Source organism: Planomonospora antibiotica (assembly GCF_014647955.1).
Lineage (GTDB): Bacteria > Actinomycetota > Actinomycetes > Streptosporangiales > Streptosporangiaceae > Planomonospora > Planomonospora parontospora.
Genome location: NZ_BMQE01000082.1, coordinates 1 through 14,592, shown reverse-complemented (window position 1 = coordinate 14,592; position 14,592 = coordinate 1). Strand labels below are relative to the sequence as shown.

12 protein-coding genes are annotated in these 14,592 nt (G+C 72.4%); 10 read left to right on the top strand and 2 right to left on the bottom strand.

The genetic code is table 11. From position 1 onward, the window contains the following. Nucleotides 1-117: 117 nt before the first annotated feature. Nucleotides 118-1,431, bottom strand: a complete 1,314-nt coding sequence (locus IEZ06_RS34435) for an MFS transporter (protein WP_229799099.1) — start codon at nucleotides 1,429-1,431, stop codon at nucleotides 118-120. Nucleotides 1,432-1,559: 128 nt separating this feature from the next. Then, a complete protein-coding gene (locus IEZ06_RS34430; RefSeq protein ID WP_189240851.1) occupies nucleotides 1,560-3,221 on the bottom strand; it encodes a class I adenylate-forming enzyme family protein in 1,662 nt (553 codons plus the stop codon). A 250-nt stretch (nucleotides 3,222-3,471) separates the two neighbouring features. Between IEZ06_RS34430 and argC the strand changes: the two genes are divergently transcribed. The 10 genes from argC to tyrS all read left to right on the top strand — a co-directional run bounded on the left by argC (nucleotide 3,472) and on the right by tyrS (nucleotide 14,202). Beyond that, the gene (gene argC, locus IEZ06_RS34425) at nucleotides 3,472-4,515 is read left to right on the top strand and encodes an N-acetyl-gamma-glutamyl-phosphate reductase (protein WP_373293988.1); all 1,044 of its coding nucleotides are present in this window, start codon (nucleotides 3,472-3,474) and stop codon (nucleotides 4,513-4,515) included. Then, nucleotides 4,512-5,666: a bifunctional glutamate N-acetyltransferase/amino-acid acetyltransferase ArgJ gene (argJ, locus tag IEZ06_RS34420; RefSeq protein ID WP_189240850.1), complete on the top strand. Its 1,155-nt coding sequence runs from the start codon at nucleotides 4,512-4,514 to the stop codon at nucleotides 5,664-5,666. Before argC ends, argJ begins: the two co-directional genes overlap by 4 nt. Further along, entirely contained in the window at nucleotides 5,663-6,616 is a 954-nt protein-coding gene (argB, locus tag IEZ06_RS34415; protein ID WP_068895350.1) for an acetylglutamate kinase, read from the top strand. The genes argJ and argB overlap by 4 nt, the downstream gene beginning before the upstream one ends. Beyond that, complete coding sequence (locus IEZ06_RS34410; protein WP_189240849.1) at nucleotides 6,613-7,791, top strand: acetylornithine transaminase; 1,179 nt, start codon at nucleotides 6,613-6,615, stop codon at nucleotides 7,789-7,791. The genes argB and IEZ06_RS34410 overlap by 4 nt, the downstream gene beginning before the upstream one ends. Beyond that, nucleotides 7,788-8,723, top strand: coding sequence for an ornithine carbamoyltransferase (argF, locus tag IEZ06_RS34405; protein ID WP_189240848.1), 936 nt, complete (start codon nucleotides 7,788-7,790; stop codon nucleotides 8,721-8,723). Before IEZ06_RS34410 ends, argF begins: the two co-directional genes overlap by 4 nt. Beyond that, a complete protein-coding gene (locus IEZ06_RS34400) occupies nucleotides 8,720-9,229 on the top strand; it encodes an arginine repressor (protein ID WP_189240847.1) in 510 nt (169 codons plus the stop codon). The genes argF and IEZ06_RS34400 overlap by 4 nt, the downstream gene beginning before the upstream one ends. Before the next feature lie 67 nt (nucleotides 9,230-9,296). Further along, nucleotides 9,297-10,496, top strand: coding sequence for an argininosuccinate synthase (locus tag IEZ06_RS34395; protein WP_189240846.1), 1,200 nt, complete (start codon nucleotides 9,297-9,299; stop codon nucleotides 10,494-10,496). Between the two features lie 61 nt (nucleotides 10,497-10,557). Then, the gene (argH, locus tag IEZ06_RS34390) at nucleotides 10,558-11,955 is read left to right on the top strand and encodes an argininosuccinate lyase (RefSeq protein WP_153054137.1); all 1,398 of its coding nucleotides are present in this window, start codon (nucleotides 10,558-10,560) and stop codon (nucleotides 11,953-11,955) included. Next, complete coding sequence (locus tag IEZ06_RS34385; RefSeq protein WP_203872381.1) at nucleotides 11,937-12,788, top strand: DNA-3-methyladenine glycosylase; 852 nt, start codon at nucleotides 11,937-11,939, stop codon at nucleotides 12,786-12,788. Before argH ends, IEZ06_RS34385 begins: the two co-directional genes overlap by 19 nt. Before the next feature lie 154 nt (nucleotides 12,789-12,942). Continuing rightward, nucleotides 12,943-14,202 carry a tyrosine--tRNA ligase gene (gene tyrS / locus IEZ06_RS34380; protein WP_203872382.1) on the top strand — a complete coding sequence of 420 codons (1,260 nt, stop codon included), beginning with the start codon at nucleotides 12,943-12,945 and terminating at the stop codon, nucleotides 14,200-14,202. Nucleotides 14,203-14,592 lie beyond the last annotated feature (390 nt).

The following is a 14,592-nucleotide window of genomic DNA, read 5'->3' as shown; positions in this document are numbered from 1 at the left end:
GCTTTCCCTGCCCTGCTCCGCAGGACGGTCCGCTCCACCCCCGGCGTGAAGGCCGGAGCACCGCGAACGATTCCGGTAGCGACCGCCACGCAGCGCGTCAGGAGCATCACGCAGCGGTCACGGCTTGGTGGTCCGGGCGAGCTCCTCGCGGCGGGTGCGCTCGCGGACGGCGTGCTCGTCGGTGCGGGCGTCGTAGTCGCGGAACTTCGGCAGCAGCCCGGCCAGGGCCGCGACGGCGCCCACGCAGAGCAGGCCGCCGGCGCCGAGGGAGAAGCGGGTGCCGCCGAGGTGGTCCATCAGGCCGGCGCGGGCGTTGCCCAGCATCGGGCCGCTGGTGTAGGAGAGCAGCTCGATCCCGGCCAGGCGGCCCCGGTAGGAGTCGGGGATGGTCTGGTTCCAGATGGTGGCCCGGAAGACGCCGCTGATCATGTCGGCGGCCCCGGCCACGGCGAAGAACGCCAGGATGCCCCACATGTTCGGCATGACGGCGGCCAGCGCCACCGCGGCGCCCCACACGAGGGCGGCGACGATCACGCCCAGGCCGTGCCGGTGGACGTGGTTGGTCCACCCGGAGGTGACCGAGGCGATCAGCGAGCCGACGGCGGCGGCGGAGTAGAACAGGCCGAGCGCCTCGGGGCTGCCGACCTGGTCGGCGAGGAACGGGTAGAGCGCGGTGGAGAAGGCGAAGACCATCGCGGCGACGTCCACCAGGTAGGTGCCCATCAGGTCGGGGCGGCCCACGGCGTAGCGCACGCCCTCGACCATCGACCTGATCGAGGCGGCGGGCGCGTCCTCGTCCCGCGGCGGCGCCTTCACCAGCCAGAGCAGTGCCAGCGAGACCAGGAAGGTGGCCAGGTTGATCGCGTAGGCGGCGGCGACGCCGTACGAGGCGGCGATCAGGCCGCTGAGGCCGGGGGCGATGATGGCGCCCAGGTTCCAGCGGAAGCTGCTCAGTGCGGCGGCGGCGGTCAGCTGGTCGTGCCGGACCACGCGCGGCATCAGCGACTCGAGGCTGGGTCGCTGCAGGCTGCCGAAGGCGGCCGACATCGCGCCGACCACGTACAGCACCCAGACCTGGGGCTCCGGCAGCAGGGCGTTGACCAGCAGGATCAGGATCGTCAGGCAGAGCCCGGCCTCGGTGTAGAGGATGATCTTCCGGCGGTCCAGGGCGTCCGCGATCGCCCCGCCCCACAGGCCGCACACGACCATGGGCACGAACTCGGCCGCGCTGACCAGGCCGACCGCCAGCGGGGAGCCGGTGAGCTCCTTCATCTGCAGCGGGACCGCGACGAGGGTGAGGAAGGTGCCGAACATCGTGACCACCCCCGACCCGAAGAGCAGCCGGAATTCGCGGGAGTCGCGCAGGGGACTCAGGTCCATCCGCAGGTGGCGGAGGAGCGCGGCGAGGGAGCGATCAGGATTTTCGGGCACGAACAGCTAGTTTCGGTGCCGGGTGGCCCGAAGGCAAACCGATTTCGGCCGGTCCGGCGGCCGGGAGGCGCCGGACCGGCACCGGGCGGGGGCGGGAACGCGCCGCCGCCCGCCCGGTGCGGCCGGGCTCAGGAGCCCAGGACCTCCTTGCGGAGGTGGGTCTTGAGGATCTTGCCACCGGGGTTGCGGGGCAGCTCGGCCTCACGGATCCAGAAGCGCACCGGGACCTTGAACGCCGCGATCCGCTCGCGCAGGAACGCCTGGAGCTCCTCGGGGGCGACGGGGGACTTCAGCCGCACCACCGCGCCGACCTCCTCGCCGAGCTCGTCGTGCGGGATCCCGATCACCGCGGCGTCGTCCACCTCCGGGTGCTCGAACAGCGCGGCCTCCACCTCGGCGCAGTAGACGTTCTCCCCGCCGCGGATGACCATGTCCTTGGCCCGGTCCACGATGTAGACGAACCCGTCGGAGTCCACCCGGGCCAGGTCGCCGGTGTGCAGCCAGCCGCCCACGAAGGTCTCCGCGGTGGCCTCGGGCCGGTTCCAGTAGCCCAGGATGACGTTCGGGCCGCGCAGGCAGAGCTCCCCGACCTCGCCGGCGGGCAGCTCGTCGCCGAGCGGATCGGCGATCTTGACCTCGACCACGGGCATCGGCAGGCCGATGCTGTCGGGCCTGTCCGCGTAGTCCTGGCCGCTGTTGTTGATCGCCAGAGCGGTGGTCTCGGTCATGCCGTAGCCGTTGGACGGGGCCCGGCTGGGCAGCTGCTCGGTGATGCGCTCCAGCAGCTTGGGCGGGGCGGGCGCGCCGCCGTACCCGAGGGAGGCGAGGCTGGAGACGTCGTACTTGTCCAGGTCCGGGTGGGAGAGCAGCTGCCAGACGTTGGTGGGCACGCCGCTGAAGACGGTGACCTTCTCGCGCTCGATCAGCTCCAGCGCCCGCCCGGCGTCCCACTTGTACATCAGCACCAGACCGCCGCCGGTGAACATCGTGGTGGTCATCACCGCGAAGCAGCCGGTGACGTGGAAGAGCGGCACGCTCAGCAGGGTGACGCGGCGCTGCCCCGCGGACTCGGCCGGGTCCTTGCCGGCCCTGACCACGGCGCGCAGCAGGCTGTAGGCCACGGTCAGCGGGGACTGGCCGACGTTGCGGTGGCTGCCGAGCGCGCCCTTGGGGACGCCGGTGGTGCCGGAGGTGTAGAAGATCGTGGCCGGGTCCTCCGGGGAGAGCTCGACCGCGGGCAGGGTCACGTCCGCCCCGACCTCGCCCAGCACGTCCGCGAACGACCGGGCGCCCTCGGGGACCTCGCCGCGCGTCACGATCAGGGGCACGGCCGTCCCGGCCAGCTTCCCGGCGCGCTCGCCGTCGGCGATCAGCACCTTGGCGCCGGAGTCCGACAGCCCGAACTCCAGCTCCTGCGTGGTCCACCAGGCGTTGAGCGGTACGGCGACCGCCCCGGCGGCCAGCGCGGCGGAGAAGGAGACGACCCATTCGGGGTAGTTGCGCATGGCGATGGCGACCCGGTCGCCCTTGGTGACGCCGTACTCCTCCACCAGGCGCCGCGCCAGCGTGGCGGCCCGCCGGAAATGCTCCTCGTAGGTGATGCGCTCGTCCTCGTAGACGAGGAAGACCTTGTCACCGTGGAACCTGCTCGTCTCGAGGAGCGCCCGGAAGTGGCCGGGGGCGTGCTTCCAGGTCCTGACCGTGCCGCCGTGGCCGGGGACCTCTTCCATCTCGAAGAGCTGTCCGGGGCCGGTGAGCTGGGCCTGGACCTGGTCGTGGGTGACAGTCATGCGTAACTACTCCCGGAATGTGGAAGGGCCGGAGACGTCACGATACCGACCGGTAGGTACGGGCAACAGTGCCGAAATCGCACTGGTCGTCGCGTACGCATGTTCATGCACGGGTGCCGGCGGCGTCACCCGCTCTCCGTACCATCCTGACCGGTGGGTCGGGCCCGTAAGGGCCGATCGGTCCACTTGCATGGAAATCCTGGAAGATGCATAATCTTCCTAGCAAGATTATGAGCGACATTGCATGACCATGCAGAGAGCGGAGAGCGGGATGAGAGCGGCGATCGCCGGTGCCAGTGGCTATGCCGGAGGTGAGCTCCTGCGCCTGCTGCTCGCCCACCCCGAGATCGAGATCGGCGCGCTGACCGCCGGGTCCAACGCCGGCAGCCCGCTCGGCGCGCACCAGCCCCACCTGGCCCCGCTGGCCGACCGGATCCTGCTGGACACCACCGCCGAGACCCTCGCCGGCCATGACCTCGTCTTCCTCGCCCTCCCGCACGGCCAGTCCGCCGCCATCGCCGGGCGCCTCGGCGGCGACACCCTGGTCGTCGACTGCGGCGCCGACTTCCGCCTCGCCGACCCCGCCGCCTGGGAGCACTTCTACGGCGGCGCCCACGCCGGCACCTGGCCGTACGGCCTGCCGGAGCTGCCCGGCCAGCGCGAGCGGCTCCGCGGGGCGCGCCGGATCGCGGTCCCCGGCTGCTACCCCACGGCCGTCACCCTGGCGATGTTCCCCGCCCTGGCCGCCGGCCTCGCCGAGCCCGACGTGGTCGTGGTCGCCGCCACCGGCACCAGCGGAGCGGGCAGGTCGCTCAAGCCGAACCTGCTGGGCAGCGAGGTCATGGGCTCGGTCAGCGCCTACGGCGTCGGCGGCGTCCACCGGCACACCCCCGAGATGGAGCAGAACCTCGGCGCCGTCGCGGGCCGTCCGGTGACGGTCTCCTTCACCCCCATGCTGGCCCCGATGAGCCGCGGCATCCTCGCCACCTGCACGGCTCCCGCCGCCCCCGGCCTGTCCGCGCCGGCCCTGCGCGAGGCCTACGAGGCCGCCACCAAGGACGAGCCCTTCCTGCGGCTGCTGCCCGAGGGGCAGTGGCCCGCCACCTCGATGACCCTCGGCGCCAACACCGCCGCCCTCCAGATCGCCCTGGACGAGCGCGCAGGACGCGTCGTCGCCGTCATCGCCATCGACAACCTGACCAAGGGCACGGCGGGAGGCGCCGTGCAGAGCGCCAACCTCGCGCTCGGCCTGTCCGAAGAGCTCGGCCTTCCCCTCAATGGAGTCGCCCCATGAGTGTGACCGCCCCCCTCGGCTTCCGGGCCGCGGGCATCGCCGCCGGAATCAAGTCCGGCGGCGCCCGCGACCTGGCCCTGATCGTCAACGACGGCCCGTCCCGCGCGGCGGCCGGCGTCTTCACCGCCAACCGGGTGAAGGCCGCCCCCGTGCTCTGGTCGGCGCAGGTCCTGTCCGGGGGCCGCGTGCACGCGGTCGTCCTCAATTCCGGCGGCGCCAACGCCTGCACCGGACCGCTCGGCTTCCAGGACACCCACGCCACCGCGGAGAAGGTCGCCGCGGCGCTGGACGACTCCGCCGGAGAGGTCGCCGTCTGCTCCACCGGCCTGATCGGCGAGCGCCTGCCGATGGACGCGCTGCTCGGCGGCGTGGACACCGCCGTCACCCAGCTCAGCCGGGACGGCGGCCTGGCCGCCGCCGACGCCATCCGCACCACCGACACCGTCTCCAAGATCTCCTTCCGGCGGTCCGACGGCGGTTACACGGTCGGCGGCATGGCCAAGGGCGCCGGCATGCTCGCCCCGGGCCTGGCCACCATGCTCTGCGTGATCACCACCGACGCCGAGGTCGCCGCCGAGCAGCTCGACGCGGTGCTCCGCGAGGCGACCCGGGTCACCTTCGACCGGCTCGACACCGACGGCTGCATGTCCACCAACGACACCGTGCTGCTGCTGGCCAGCGGCGCCTCCGGCGTCGCCCCCGACCTCGCCGAGTTCGCCGAACTGGTCCGGGGCGTCTGCGCCGACCTCGCCCGCCAGCTCCTGGTGGACGCCGAGGGCGCCACCAAGGCCATCGCCATCGAGGTCGTCGGCGCCGCCTCCGAGGACGACGCGGTCAAGGTCGGCCGGGCCGTCGCGCGGTCCAACCTGTTCAAGTGCGCCATCCACGGCGAGGACCCCAACTGGGGCCGGGTGCTCTCGGCGGTCGGCACCACCGACGCGGTCTTCGAGACCGAGCGGCTCAACGTCGCCATCAACGGCATCTGGATCTGCCGGGGCGGCGCCGCCGGGGACGACCGCTCCAAGGTGGACCTGCGCCCCCGCGACGTGACGATCACCGTCGACCTGTCGGCCGGACCGCACTCGGCCACCGTGCACACCACGGACCTGACCGCCGCCTACGTCCACGAGAACTCGGCGTACTCCTCATGAGGACCTCCGAAGCCCTCTCCAAGGCCACCACGCTGATCGAGGCGCTGCCCTGGCTGGCCCGCTTCCACGGCGCGACCGTCGTCATCAAGTACGGCGGCAACGCGATGACCGAGGAGCACCTGCGGGAGAAGTTCGCCGACGACGTCGTCTTCCTGCGCTACGCCGGGCTCAAGCCGGTCATCGTGCACGGCGGCGGCCCCCAGATCAACGCCCACCTCGACCGGCTGGGCATCGAGTCCACCTTCACCGCCGGGCTCCGGGTCACCACCCCCGAGGCCATGCAGGTCGTCCGCATGGTCCTGGTCGGCCAGGTCAACCGCGACGTGGTCGGCCTGATCAACCGGCACGGCCCGTTCGCCATCGGCATGTCCGGCGAGGACGCCCACCTGTTCACCGCCGTGCGCAAGCACGCCGTCGTCGACGGCGAGCCGGTGGACATCGGCCAGGTCGGAGACATCGTCAAGGTCGAGGCCGGAGCCGTGCAGGCGCTGCTGGACGACGGCCGCATCCCCGTCGTCTCCTCGGTCGCCCGCGGCGAGGACGGGACCGTCTACAACGTCAACGCCGACACCGCCGCCGCCGCGCTCGCCGTGGCGCTGCAGGCCTCCAAACTGGTCGTCCTCACCGACGTCGAGGGCCTCTACCGCAACTGGCCCGAGAGCGACGAGGTGATCGACCGGCTCACCGCCAAGGAGCTCGACGAGCTCCTGCCGAGCCTGTCCAGCGGCATGGTGCCCAAGATGGAGGCCTGCCTGGCCGCCGTCCAGGGCGGCGTGCCCCAGGCCCACGTGCTCGACGGGCGGGTGCCCCACTCGGTCCTGCTGGAGATCTTCACCGACCAGGGCGTCGGGACGATGGTGGTGCCCGACACCGCCGGGGCGGTGGCCGTGCCCAACCTGGTCAAGCGCAGGCTGACCGCCACCATCAGACTGAACGGGAGCGACACATGAGCCTGCGCGAGCGGTTCGAAGCGGCGTTCATGCCCAACTACGGCGTGCCCCCCGTGGCGCTGGCGCGCGGCGAGGGCTGCACGGTGTGGGACGCCGACGGCAACGCCTACCTCGACCTGATCGGCGGCATCGCGGTCAGCTCCCTCGGCCACGCCCACCCCGCGCTGGTCGAGGCCGTCTCCCGGCAGGTCGCCACGATCGCGCACACCAGCAACCTGTTCCTGCACGAGCCCGAGGTGCTGCTCGCCGAGCGCCTGATCGGCCTGCTCGGCGGCCAGGGCCGGGTGTTCTTCGCCAACTCCGGCACCGAGGCCAACGAGTGCGCCTTCAAGCTGGCCCTCAAGCACGGCAGGGCGAACGGCCGGACCTACTTCGTGGCCGCCGAGAACGGCTTCCACGGCCGGACCATCGGCGCCCTCTCGCTGACCGGCAAGGCCGCCATCCGCGACCAGTTCGGCCCGTTCCCGGTCGACGTGCGCTTCGTCCCGTACGGCGACGCCGACGCGCTGAAGAACGCCGTCACCGACGAGTGCGCCGCCGTCTTCCTGGAGCCCACCCAGGGCGAGGCCGGGGTCGTGCCCCCGCCGGACGGCTACTTCGCCGCCGCCAGGGAGATCTGCACCGCGGCCGGGGCCCTGCTGGTCGCCGACGAGATCCAGTCCGCGATCGGCCGGACCGGGCACTGGTTCGCCCACCAGCACGAGGGCGTCCTGCCCGACGTCCTCACCCTGGCCAAGGGCCTCGGCGGCGGCCTGCCGATCGGCGCCTGCGTCGGCTTCGGCCCGGCCGCAACGATCTTCGCCAAGGGCGACCACGGCTCCACCTTCGGCGGCAACCCCGTCTCCGCCGCCGCCGCGCTCGCCGTACTCGACACGATCGAGGCCGACGGCCTGCTGGAGCACGTCCGCGCGGTCGGCGCCGAGTTCGCCGCCGGCCTCGCCGCGGTCGGCCACCCGCTGCTCGGCGGCGTGCGCGGCCGGGGCCTGTGGCTGGCGCTCGTGCTCACCGCCGACCGCTCCGCCCAGGTCCAGCAGGCCGCGCAGCGCGCCGGCTTCCTGGTCAACGCCCTCCAGCCCGACGCGGTACGGCTCGCGCCCCCGCTGATCATCACGTCCGAGCAGGCCGCGGCCTTCACCGCCGCGCTCCCCGCGATCCTTGACGAGGCCTCCGCATGACCCGGCACTTCCTCCGCGACGACGACCTCCTCCCCGCCGAGCAGGCCGAGATCCTCGACCTGGCCGAGGCCATGAAGAAGGACCCGTACGGCTACCGCCCCTTCGCGGGCCCGCAGACCGTCGCCGTCCTGTTCGACAAGCACTCCACCCGGACCCGTGTCTCCTTCGCCGCCGGCATCGGCGAGCTGGGCGGCCTGCCCCTGGTGATCGACGCCGGCTCCTCCCAGATGGGCCGCGGCGAGTCGATCGAGGACACCGCCAAGGTGCTGGAGCGCCAGGTCGGCGCGATCGTCTGGCGGACCTTCGGGCAGGAGAGGATCGAGGCCATGGCCTCCGCCTCCTCCGTCCCGGTGGTGAACGCGCTCACCGACGAGTTCCACCCCTGCCAGATCCTCGCCGACCTGCAGACCGTCCGGGAGAGTTTCGGCCGCACCGCCGGCCTCGCCCTGGCCTACTACGGCGACGGCGCCAACAACATGGCCCATTCCTACCTGCTCGGCGGGGCCACGGCCGGGATGGACGTGCGGATCTGCGCGCCCGAGGGCCACCGGCCCGACCCGGCGGTGCTCGCGCGGGCCGCCGGGATCGGCGAGGCGACCGGCGCCCGGGTCACCGTGACCGCCGACCCGCTGGAGGCCGCCGCCGGAGCCCACGTGGTCGCCACCGACACCTGGATCTCCATGGGCCAGGAGGAGGGCAAGGACGAGCGGATCGCCGCGCTCATGCCGTACCAGGTCGGCGCCGAGGTGATGGCCGCCGCCGCGGACGACGCGATCGTGCTGCACTGCCTGCCCGCCTACCGAGGCCTGGAGATCACGGCCGAGGTCCTCGACGGGCCCCGGAGCCGCGTGTGGGACCAGGCGGAGAACCGCCGGCACGCGCAGAAGGCCGTCCTGCACTGGCTGGTCGAGCAGAGCAGGCGACCCGCATGACCATCCCCATGACCAAGGTGGCCCGCCAGGCGCGCATCACCGAGCTGCTCCAGCGGCGGGCGGTGCGGTCCCAGCCGGAGCTCGCCAAGCTCCTCGCCGAGAGCGGGGTCGAGGTCACCCAGGCCACCCTCTCCCGCGACCTGGACGAGCTCGGCGCGCTGAAGCTGCGCGCCGAGGACGGCTCCCTGGTCTACGCCCTGCCGGGCGAGGGCGGCGGCCGGATCCCGCCGCACCGGCTGGGCAACGGCGGCGAGTCCCCGGTGGCCAGGCTCGGCCGCCTCGCCGAGGAGCTCCTCGTCGCCGCCGACGCGTCCGCCAACCTGGTGATCGTCCGCACCCCGCCGGGCGCCGCGCAGCTCCTCGCCTCCGCCATCGACCACGCCGGCTGGGAGTCCATCCTCGGCACCGTGGCCGGGGACGACACGATCCTCGTGATCAGCCGCGACCCGACGGGCGGGGCGTCGGTCGCCGAGGCCCTGCTGCGCCTCGCCGACCGGCGCGGTTAGCCCGCCTCCGGCGGGCCGCTCCGGTCACCCCGAACCACCCCGCAGACTTTCCCGAAAGAGAGCAACCATGACTGACCGGGTCGTACTCGCCTTCTCCGGCGGCCTCGACACCTCCGTCGCCATCCCGTTCCTCGCCGAGAAGACCGGCGCCGAGGTCATCGCCGTGGCCGTCGACGTCGGCCAGGGCGGCGAGGACATGGAGGTCATCCGCAAGCGGGCCATCGACTGCGGGGCCGTCGAGTCCGTCGTCGTCGACGCCCGCGAGGAGTTCGCCGCCGACTTCTGCGTGCCCGCCCTGCAGGCCAACGCCCTCTACATGGACCGCTACCCGCTGGTCTCCGCGCTCTCCCGGCCCCTGATCGTCAAGCACCTGGCCGCCGCGGCCAAGGAGTTCGGCGGCACGCACGTCTCGCACGGCTGCACCGGCAAGGGCAACGACCAGGTCCGCTTCGAGGCCGGCCTGGCCGCGCTCTTCCCCGAGCTGAAGGTCATCGCCCCCGCCCGCGACTACGCGTGGACCCGGGACAAGGCGATCGCCTACGCCGAGCAGAAGAACCTCCCGATCGAGACCACCAAGAAGAACCCGTACTCGATCGACCAGAACATCTGGGGCCGCGCCGTCGAGACCGGCTTCCTGGAGGACATCTGGAACGGCCCGACCGAGGACGTCTACTCCTACACCGCCGACCCCGCCGAGCCGCGCGAGGCCGACGAGGTGATCATCAGCTTCGTCGAGGGCGTCCCGGTGGCGCTCGACGGGCGTCACCTGACCCCGTTCCAGATCATCGCCGAGCTGAACCGGCGGGCGGGCGCCCAGGGCGTCGGCCGGCTCGACATGGTCGAGGACCGGCTCGTCGGCATCAAGTCCCGCGAGGTCTACGAGGCGCCCGGCGCGATCACGCTGATCACCGCGCACATGGAGCTGGAGAACGTCACCGTCGAGCGGGACCTGGCCCGGTTCAAGCGCTCGGTGGACCAGCGCTGGGGCGAGCTCGTCTACGACGGCCTGTGGTTCTCCCCGCTCAAGAAGGCCCTCGACACCTTCATCGCCGAGGCCCAGCGGCACGTCACCGGCGAGATCCGGATGACCCTGCACGGCGGCCGGGCCACCGTCACCGGCCGGCGCTCCGAGACCTCGCTGTACGACTTCAACCTCGCCACCTACGACACCGGCGACACCTTCGACCAGTCCCTCGCCAAGGGATTCGTCGAACTGTGGAGCCTTCCTTCGAAGATCGCGGCTGCTCGGGACGCCCGCCAGGTCTGATTGGGCTATGGTCGCGGATTGAACTGGGAGGGAGAAGACGGTGACTGATGGTGGCAAGCCGATGCGGCTCTGGGGCGGCCGGTTCGAGGGGGGGCCGGCCGACGCGCTGACCCGGCTCTCGGTGAGCGTGCACTTCGACTGGCGGCTGGTGCCGTACGACCTGCTCGCCTCGCGGGCGCACGCGCGGGTGCTGCACCGCGCGGGGCTGCTCACCGAGGAGGAGCTGGAGCGCATGATCGGCGCTCTGGACGACCTGGAGCGGGCCTGCAAGGCGGGTGAGTTCCGGCCGACCGTGGCGGACGAGGACGTGCACACCGCGCTGGAGCGCGGCCTGCTGGAGCGCCTCGGCACGCTCGGCGGCAAGCTGCGCGCCGGACGCAGCCGCAACGACCAGGTCGCCACCGACCTGCGGCTCTACCTCCGCGACCACGTCCGGCACATCGTCTCCCGGCTGGTCGAGCTGGAGACCGCACTGATGAGCCAGGCCGAGGAGCACGCCGAGACGGCGGCGCCCGGCATGACCCACCTGCAGCACGCGCAGCCGGTCTCCTTCGGCCACCAGCTGCTCGCGCACGTCCATGCCTTCGCCCGCGACATCGACCGGCTGCGCGACTGGGACCGCCGCGCGGCCGTCTCCCCGCTCGGCTCCGGCGCGCTGGCCGGCTCGTCGCTCCCGCTCGACCCGCAGGCGGTCGCCGCCGAGCTGGGCTTCGACTCGGCCGCGCCGAACTCGATGGACGCGGTCGCCGACCGCGACTTCGCCGCGGAGTTCCTGTTCTGCGCGGCGATGATCGGCACGCACCTGTCGCGGCTGGGCGAGGAGATCGTCCTGTGGGCCTCGCAGGAGTTCCGCTGGATCGAGATGGACGACGCCTACTCCACCGGCTCGTCGATCATGCCGCAGAAGAAGAACCCGGACGTCGCCGAGCTCGCCCGGGGCAAGAGCGGCCGCCTCATCGGCAACCTGATGTCGATGCTGACGACGCTCAAGGGCCTGCCGCTGACCTACAACCGGGACCTGCAGGAGGACAAGGAGCCGGTCTTCGACTCCGTCGACACCCTGCTGCTCGTCCTGCCCGCCATGGCCGGGCTGGTCGCCACCATGCGGGTCAACACCGCCAAGCTGGAGGCCTCGGCGCCCGACGGGTTCGCCCTCGCCACCGACCTGGCCGAACTGCTGGTCCGCAGGGGCGTGCCGTTCCGCGAGGCGCACGAGGCGGTCGGTCACCTGGTCGTCTGGTGCCAGGTGAACGACAAGGACCTCGACGAGCTCACCGACGAGGAGCTCGCCAAGGTCTCGCCGCACTTCACACCCGACTCGCGCGAGGTCCTGTCGGTGCCGGGCGCGCTGGCGGCCCGGAAGGCCCACGGCGGCACCGCCCCCGACCGGGTCCGCGACCAGCTCATCGCCCTGCGCGAGGCCGTCGACGCCCAGGCAGCATGGGCGATCGGAGACTGACCGCCCCCGGCGGGGCCGACGGGTCCGGCGATCACCCGCTCGCCGGAACCGCCGCCGGCGGGCCGGGCGGGTCCGGCGATCACCCGCTCGCCGGAACCGCCGCCGGCGGGCCGGGCGGGTCCGGTGCGCCCGCGCCCGATGCGTCCGAGGGGCATCCGCTCGCCCGGACCGCGCCGCTGGGCCGGAACTTCTTCGACCGGCCCGCGCACGAGGTCGCGCCCGACCTGCTGGGCCGGGTGCTCGTGCACGGGCCGGTCGCGCTGCGCCTGACCGAGGTGGAGGCGTACGGCCTGCCGGGACAGGACCCGGCGGCCCACACCTACCGCGGCCTGACCCCGCGCAACGCGGTGATGTTCGGCCCGCCCGGCCACCTGTACGTCTACTTCACGTACGGCATGCACTTCTGTGCCAATCTCGTCTGCCTCCCCGAGGGCGTGGGATCGGGCGTGCTGCTGCGGGCCGGCGAGGTGATCGCCGGGACCGGGGAGGCGCTCGCCCGCCGGGGCTCGGGTACGGCCCGGGCCGTCTCCGGACGCGACCTCGCCCGGGGGCCCGCCCGGCTGGCGGTGGCGCTCGGCTTCGGCCGCGGGCACAACGGGCTCGACGCCTGCTCCGCGGGGCCGCCGGGACCCTCCGGGAGGCTCGCCGTACTCGAAGGAGACCCGCCCGGACCCGGCCTGGTCCGGTCGGGGCCGCGCACCGGGGTGTCGTCGGGCAAGGAGACGCCCTGGCGCTTCTGGATCGACGGGGACGCGACCGTCTCGCCGTACCGGGTGCACGTCCCGCGCCGCCCGCGGGGCACCGCGGATCCGGCGGGGAACGGGACCCGGTGAGCCGTCCGCACCGTCCTGCCGCTCCGGGCCACCGCTCCGGGTCGCCGCTCCGAAGCCGCGGTGACGCGGCGGTTCCGAGTGGCGCAACGGTGCCGGGATCGGGCAGGCTGTAGGCGAAGCCGTGAATGACCCAACGAGCATGAAAGCAAGGATCGTGACCGACATTCTGGATGACCTCGCCTGGCGCGGCCTGATCGCGCAGTCCACCGACATCGACGCTCTGAGGGCGGCGATGGCCGAGGGTCCGATCACGGTCTATTGCGGCTTCGACCCCACCGCGCCCTCGCTCCACGTCGGCAACCTGGTCCCGCTGCTGACCCTGGCCAGGCTGCAGAAGGCGGGCCACCGGGCCATCGGCCTGGTGGGCGGTGCGACGGGCCTGATCGGCGACCCGAGCGGGCGCAGCACGGAGCGCTCGCTCAACTCCTCCGACGTCGTCGCCGAGTGGGTGGCGCGCATCCGGGTCCAGGTGGAGAGGTTCCTCGACTTCTCCGACGAGTCGCGCGGGATCCTCGTCAGCAACCTCGACTGGACCGCGGGCATGTCCGCCATCGACTTCCTGCGCGACGTCGGCAAGCACTTCCCGGTGAACCGCATGCTCGCCCGGGAGTCGGTGTCCGCGCGGCTGGGCGGTGAGGGACTCAGCTACACGGAGTTCAGCTACCAGATCCTGCAGGCCAACGACTACCTGGAGCTGTACCGCCGGCACGGCTGCGCGCTGCAGATCGGCGGCAGCGACCAGTGGGGAAACATCACCGCGGGCACCGACCTCGTCCGCCGGGTGACCGGCGGCCACGTGCACGCGCTGACGGTGCCGCTGATCACCAAGGCGGACGGCACCAAGTTCGGCAAGACCGCCGGCGGCGCCGTCTGGCTCAACCCCGAGATGACCTCGCCGTACGCGTTCTACCAGTTCTGGCTGAACGCCGACGACCGCGATGTGGTGAAGTTCCTCAAGATCTACAGTTTCAGGTCCCGCGAGGAGATCGAGGAGCTGGAGAAGGCCGCGGCCGAACGCCCGGCGGCCCGGGAGGCGCAGCGCGCGCTCGCCGAGGAGCTGACCACGCTGCTGCACGGGGCGGACGAGTGCGCCGCGGTGATCGCGGCGTCGGCGGCGCTGTTCGGCAGGGGCTCGCTGGAGGAGCTGCCTGCGCACACACTGGGAGCCGCCCTGGCCGAGGTGCCCCGCATGGAGGTGTCCGCGCTCGGGGTCCCGTTCGTCGACCTCCTGGCGGGGAGCGGGCTGGTGGAGTCCAAGTCCGCGGCCCGTCGTGCCGTCAAGGAAGGCGGTGCGTACCTCAACAACGTGAAGGTCGTCGACGAGGCCTACGTGCCGGCCTCCGCGGACCTGCTGCACGGGCGCTACCTGGTCCTGCGCCGCGGCAAGAGGTTCGGCGCCGTCGAGGTCGTCTGACCCCCGGCTCGCGCGGTGAACGCCCCGGCTCCGGCCGGGGCGTTCGTCGTCCGGAGGGTAACGTTCCGGTAGCGATGAGGGAAGGCTTCTCGCTTGTGCCCTCCTGACCTGCGGATTCAGAGCATCTCGTGGATTTGACGATGCCCCGGAGGCGACCTAAGGTTCTCAATGCCCCGAGAGCGGGCCGGACGCCGGATCGGCGGACGGGCCTCGGGGAGACCCCACCGAATGAACCTCGGCCTCTGGTCGTGTCCCGTCACCGAAAATCGGTTGATTGGACACGAACGGGATGTCGAGGTAAGTTAGAGGGGTTGCCCCGGAAACGGGGCGGTTCCGGTCGGACCGGGATCGGACGAATCGGGTCGGATTGACACGAAACGGACGATACGG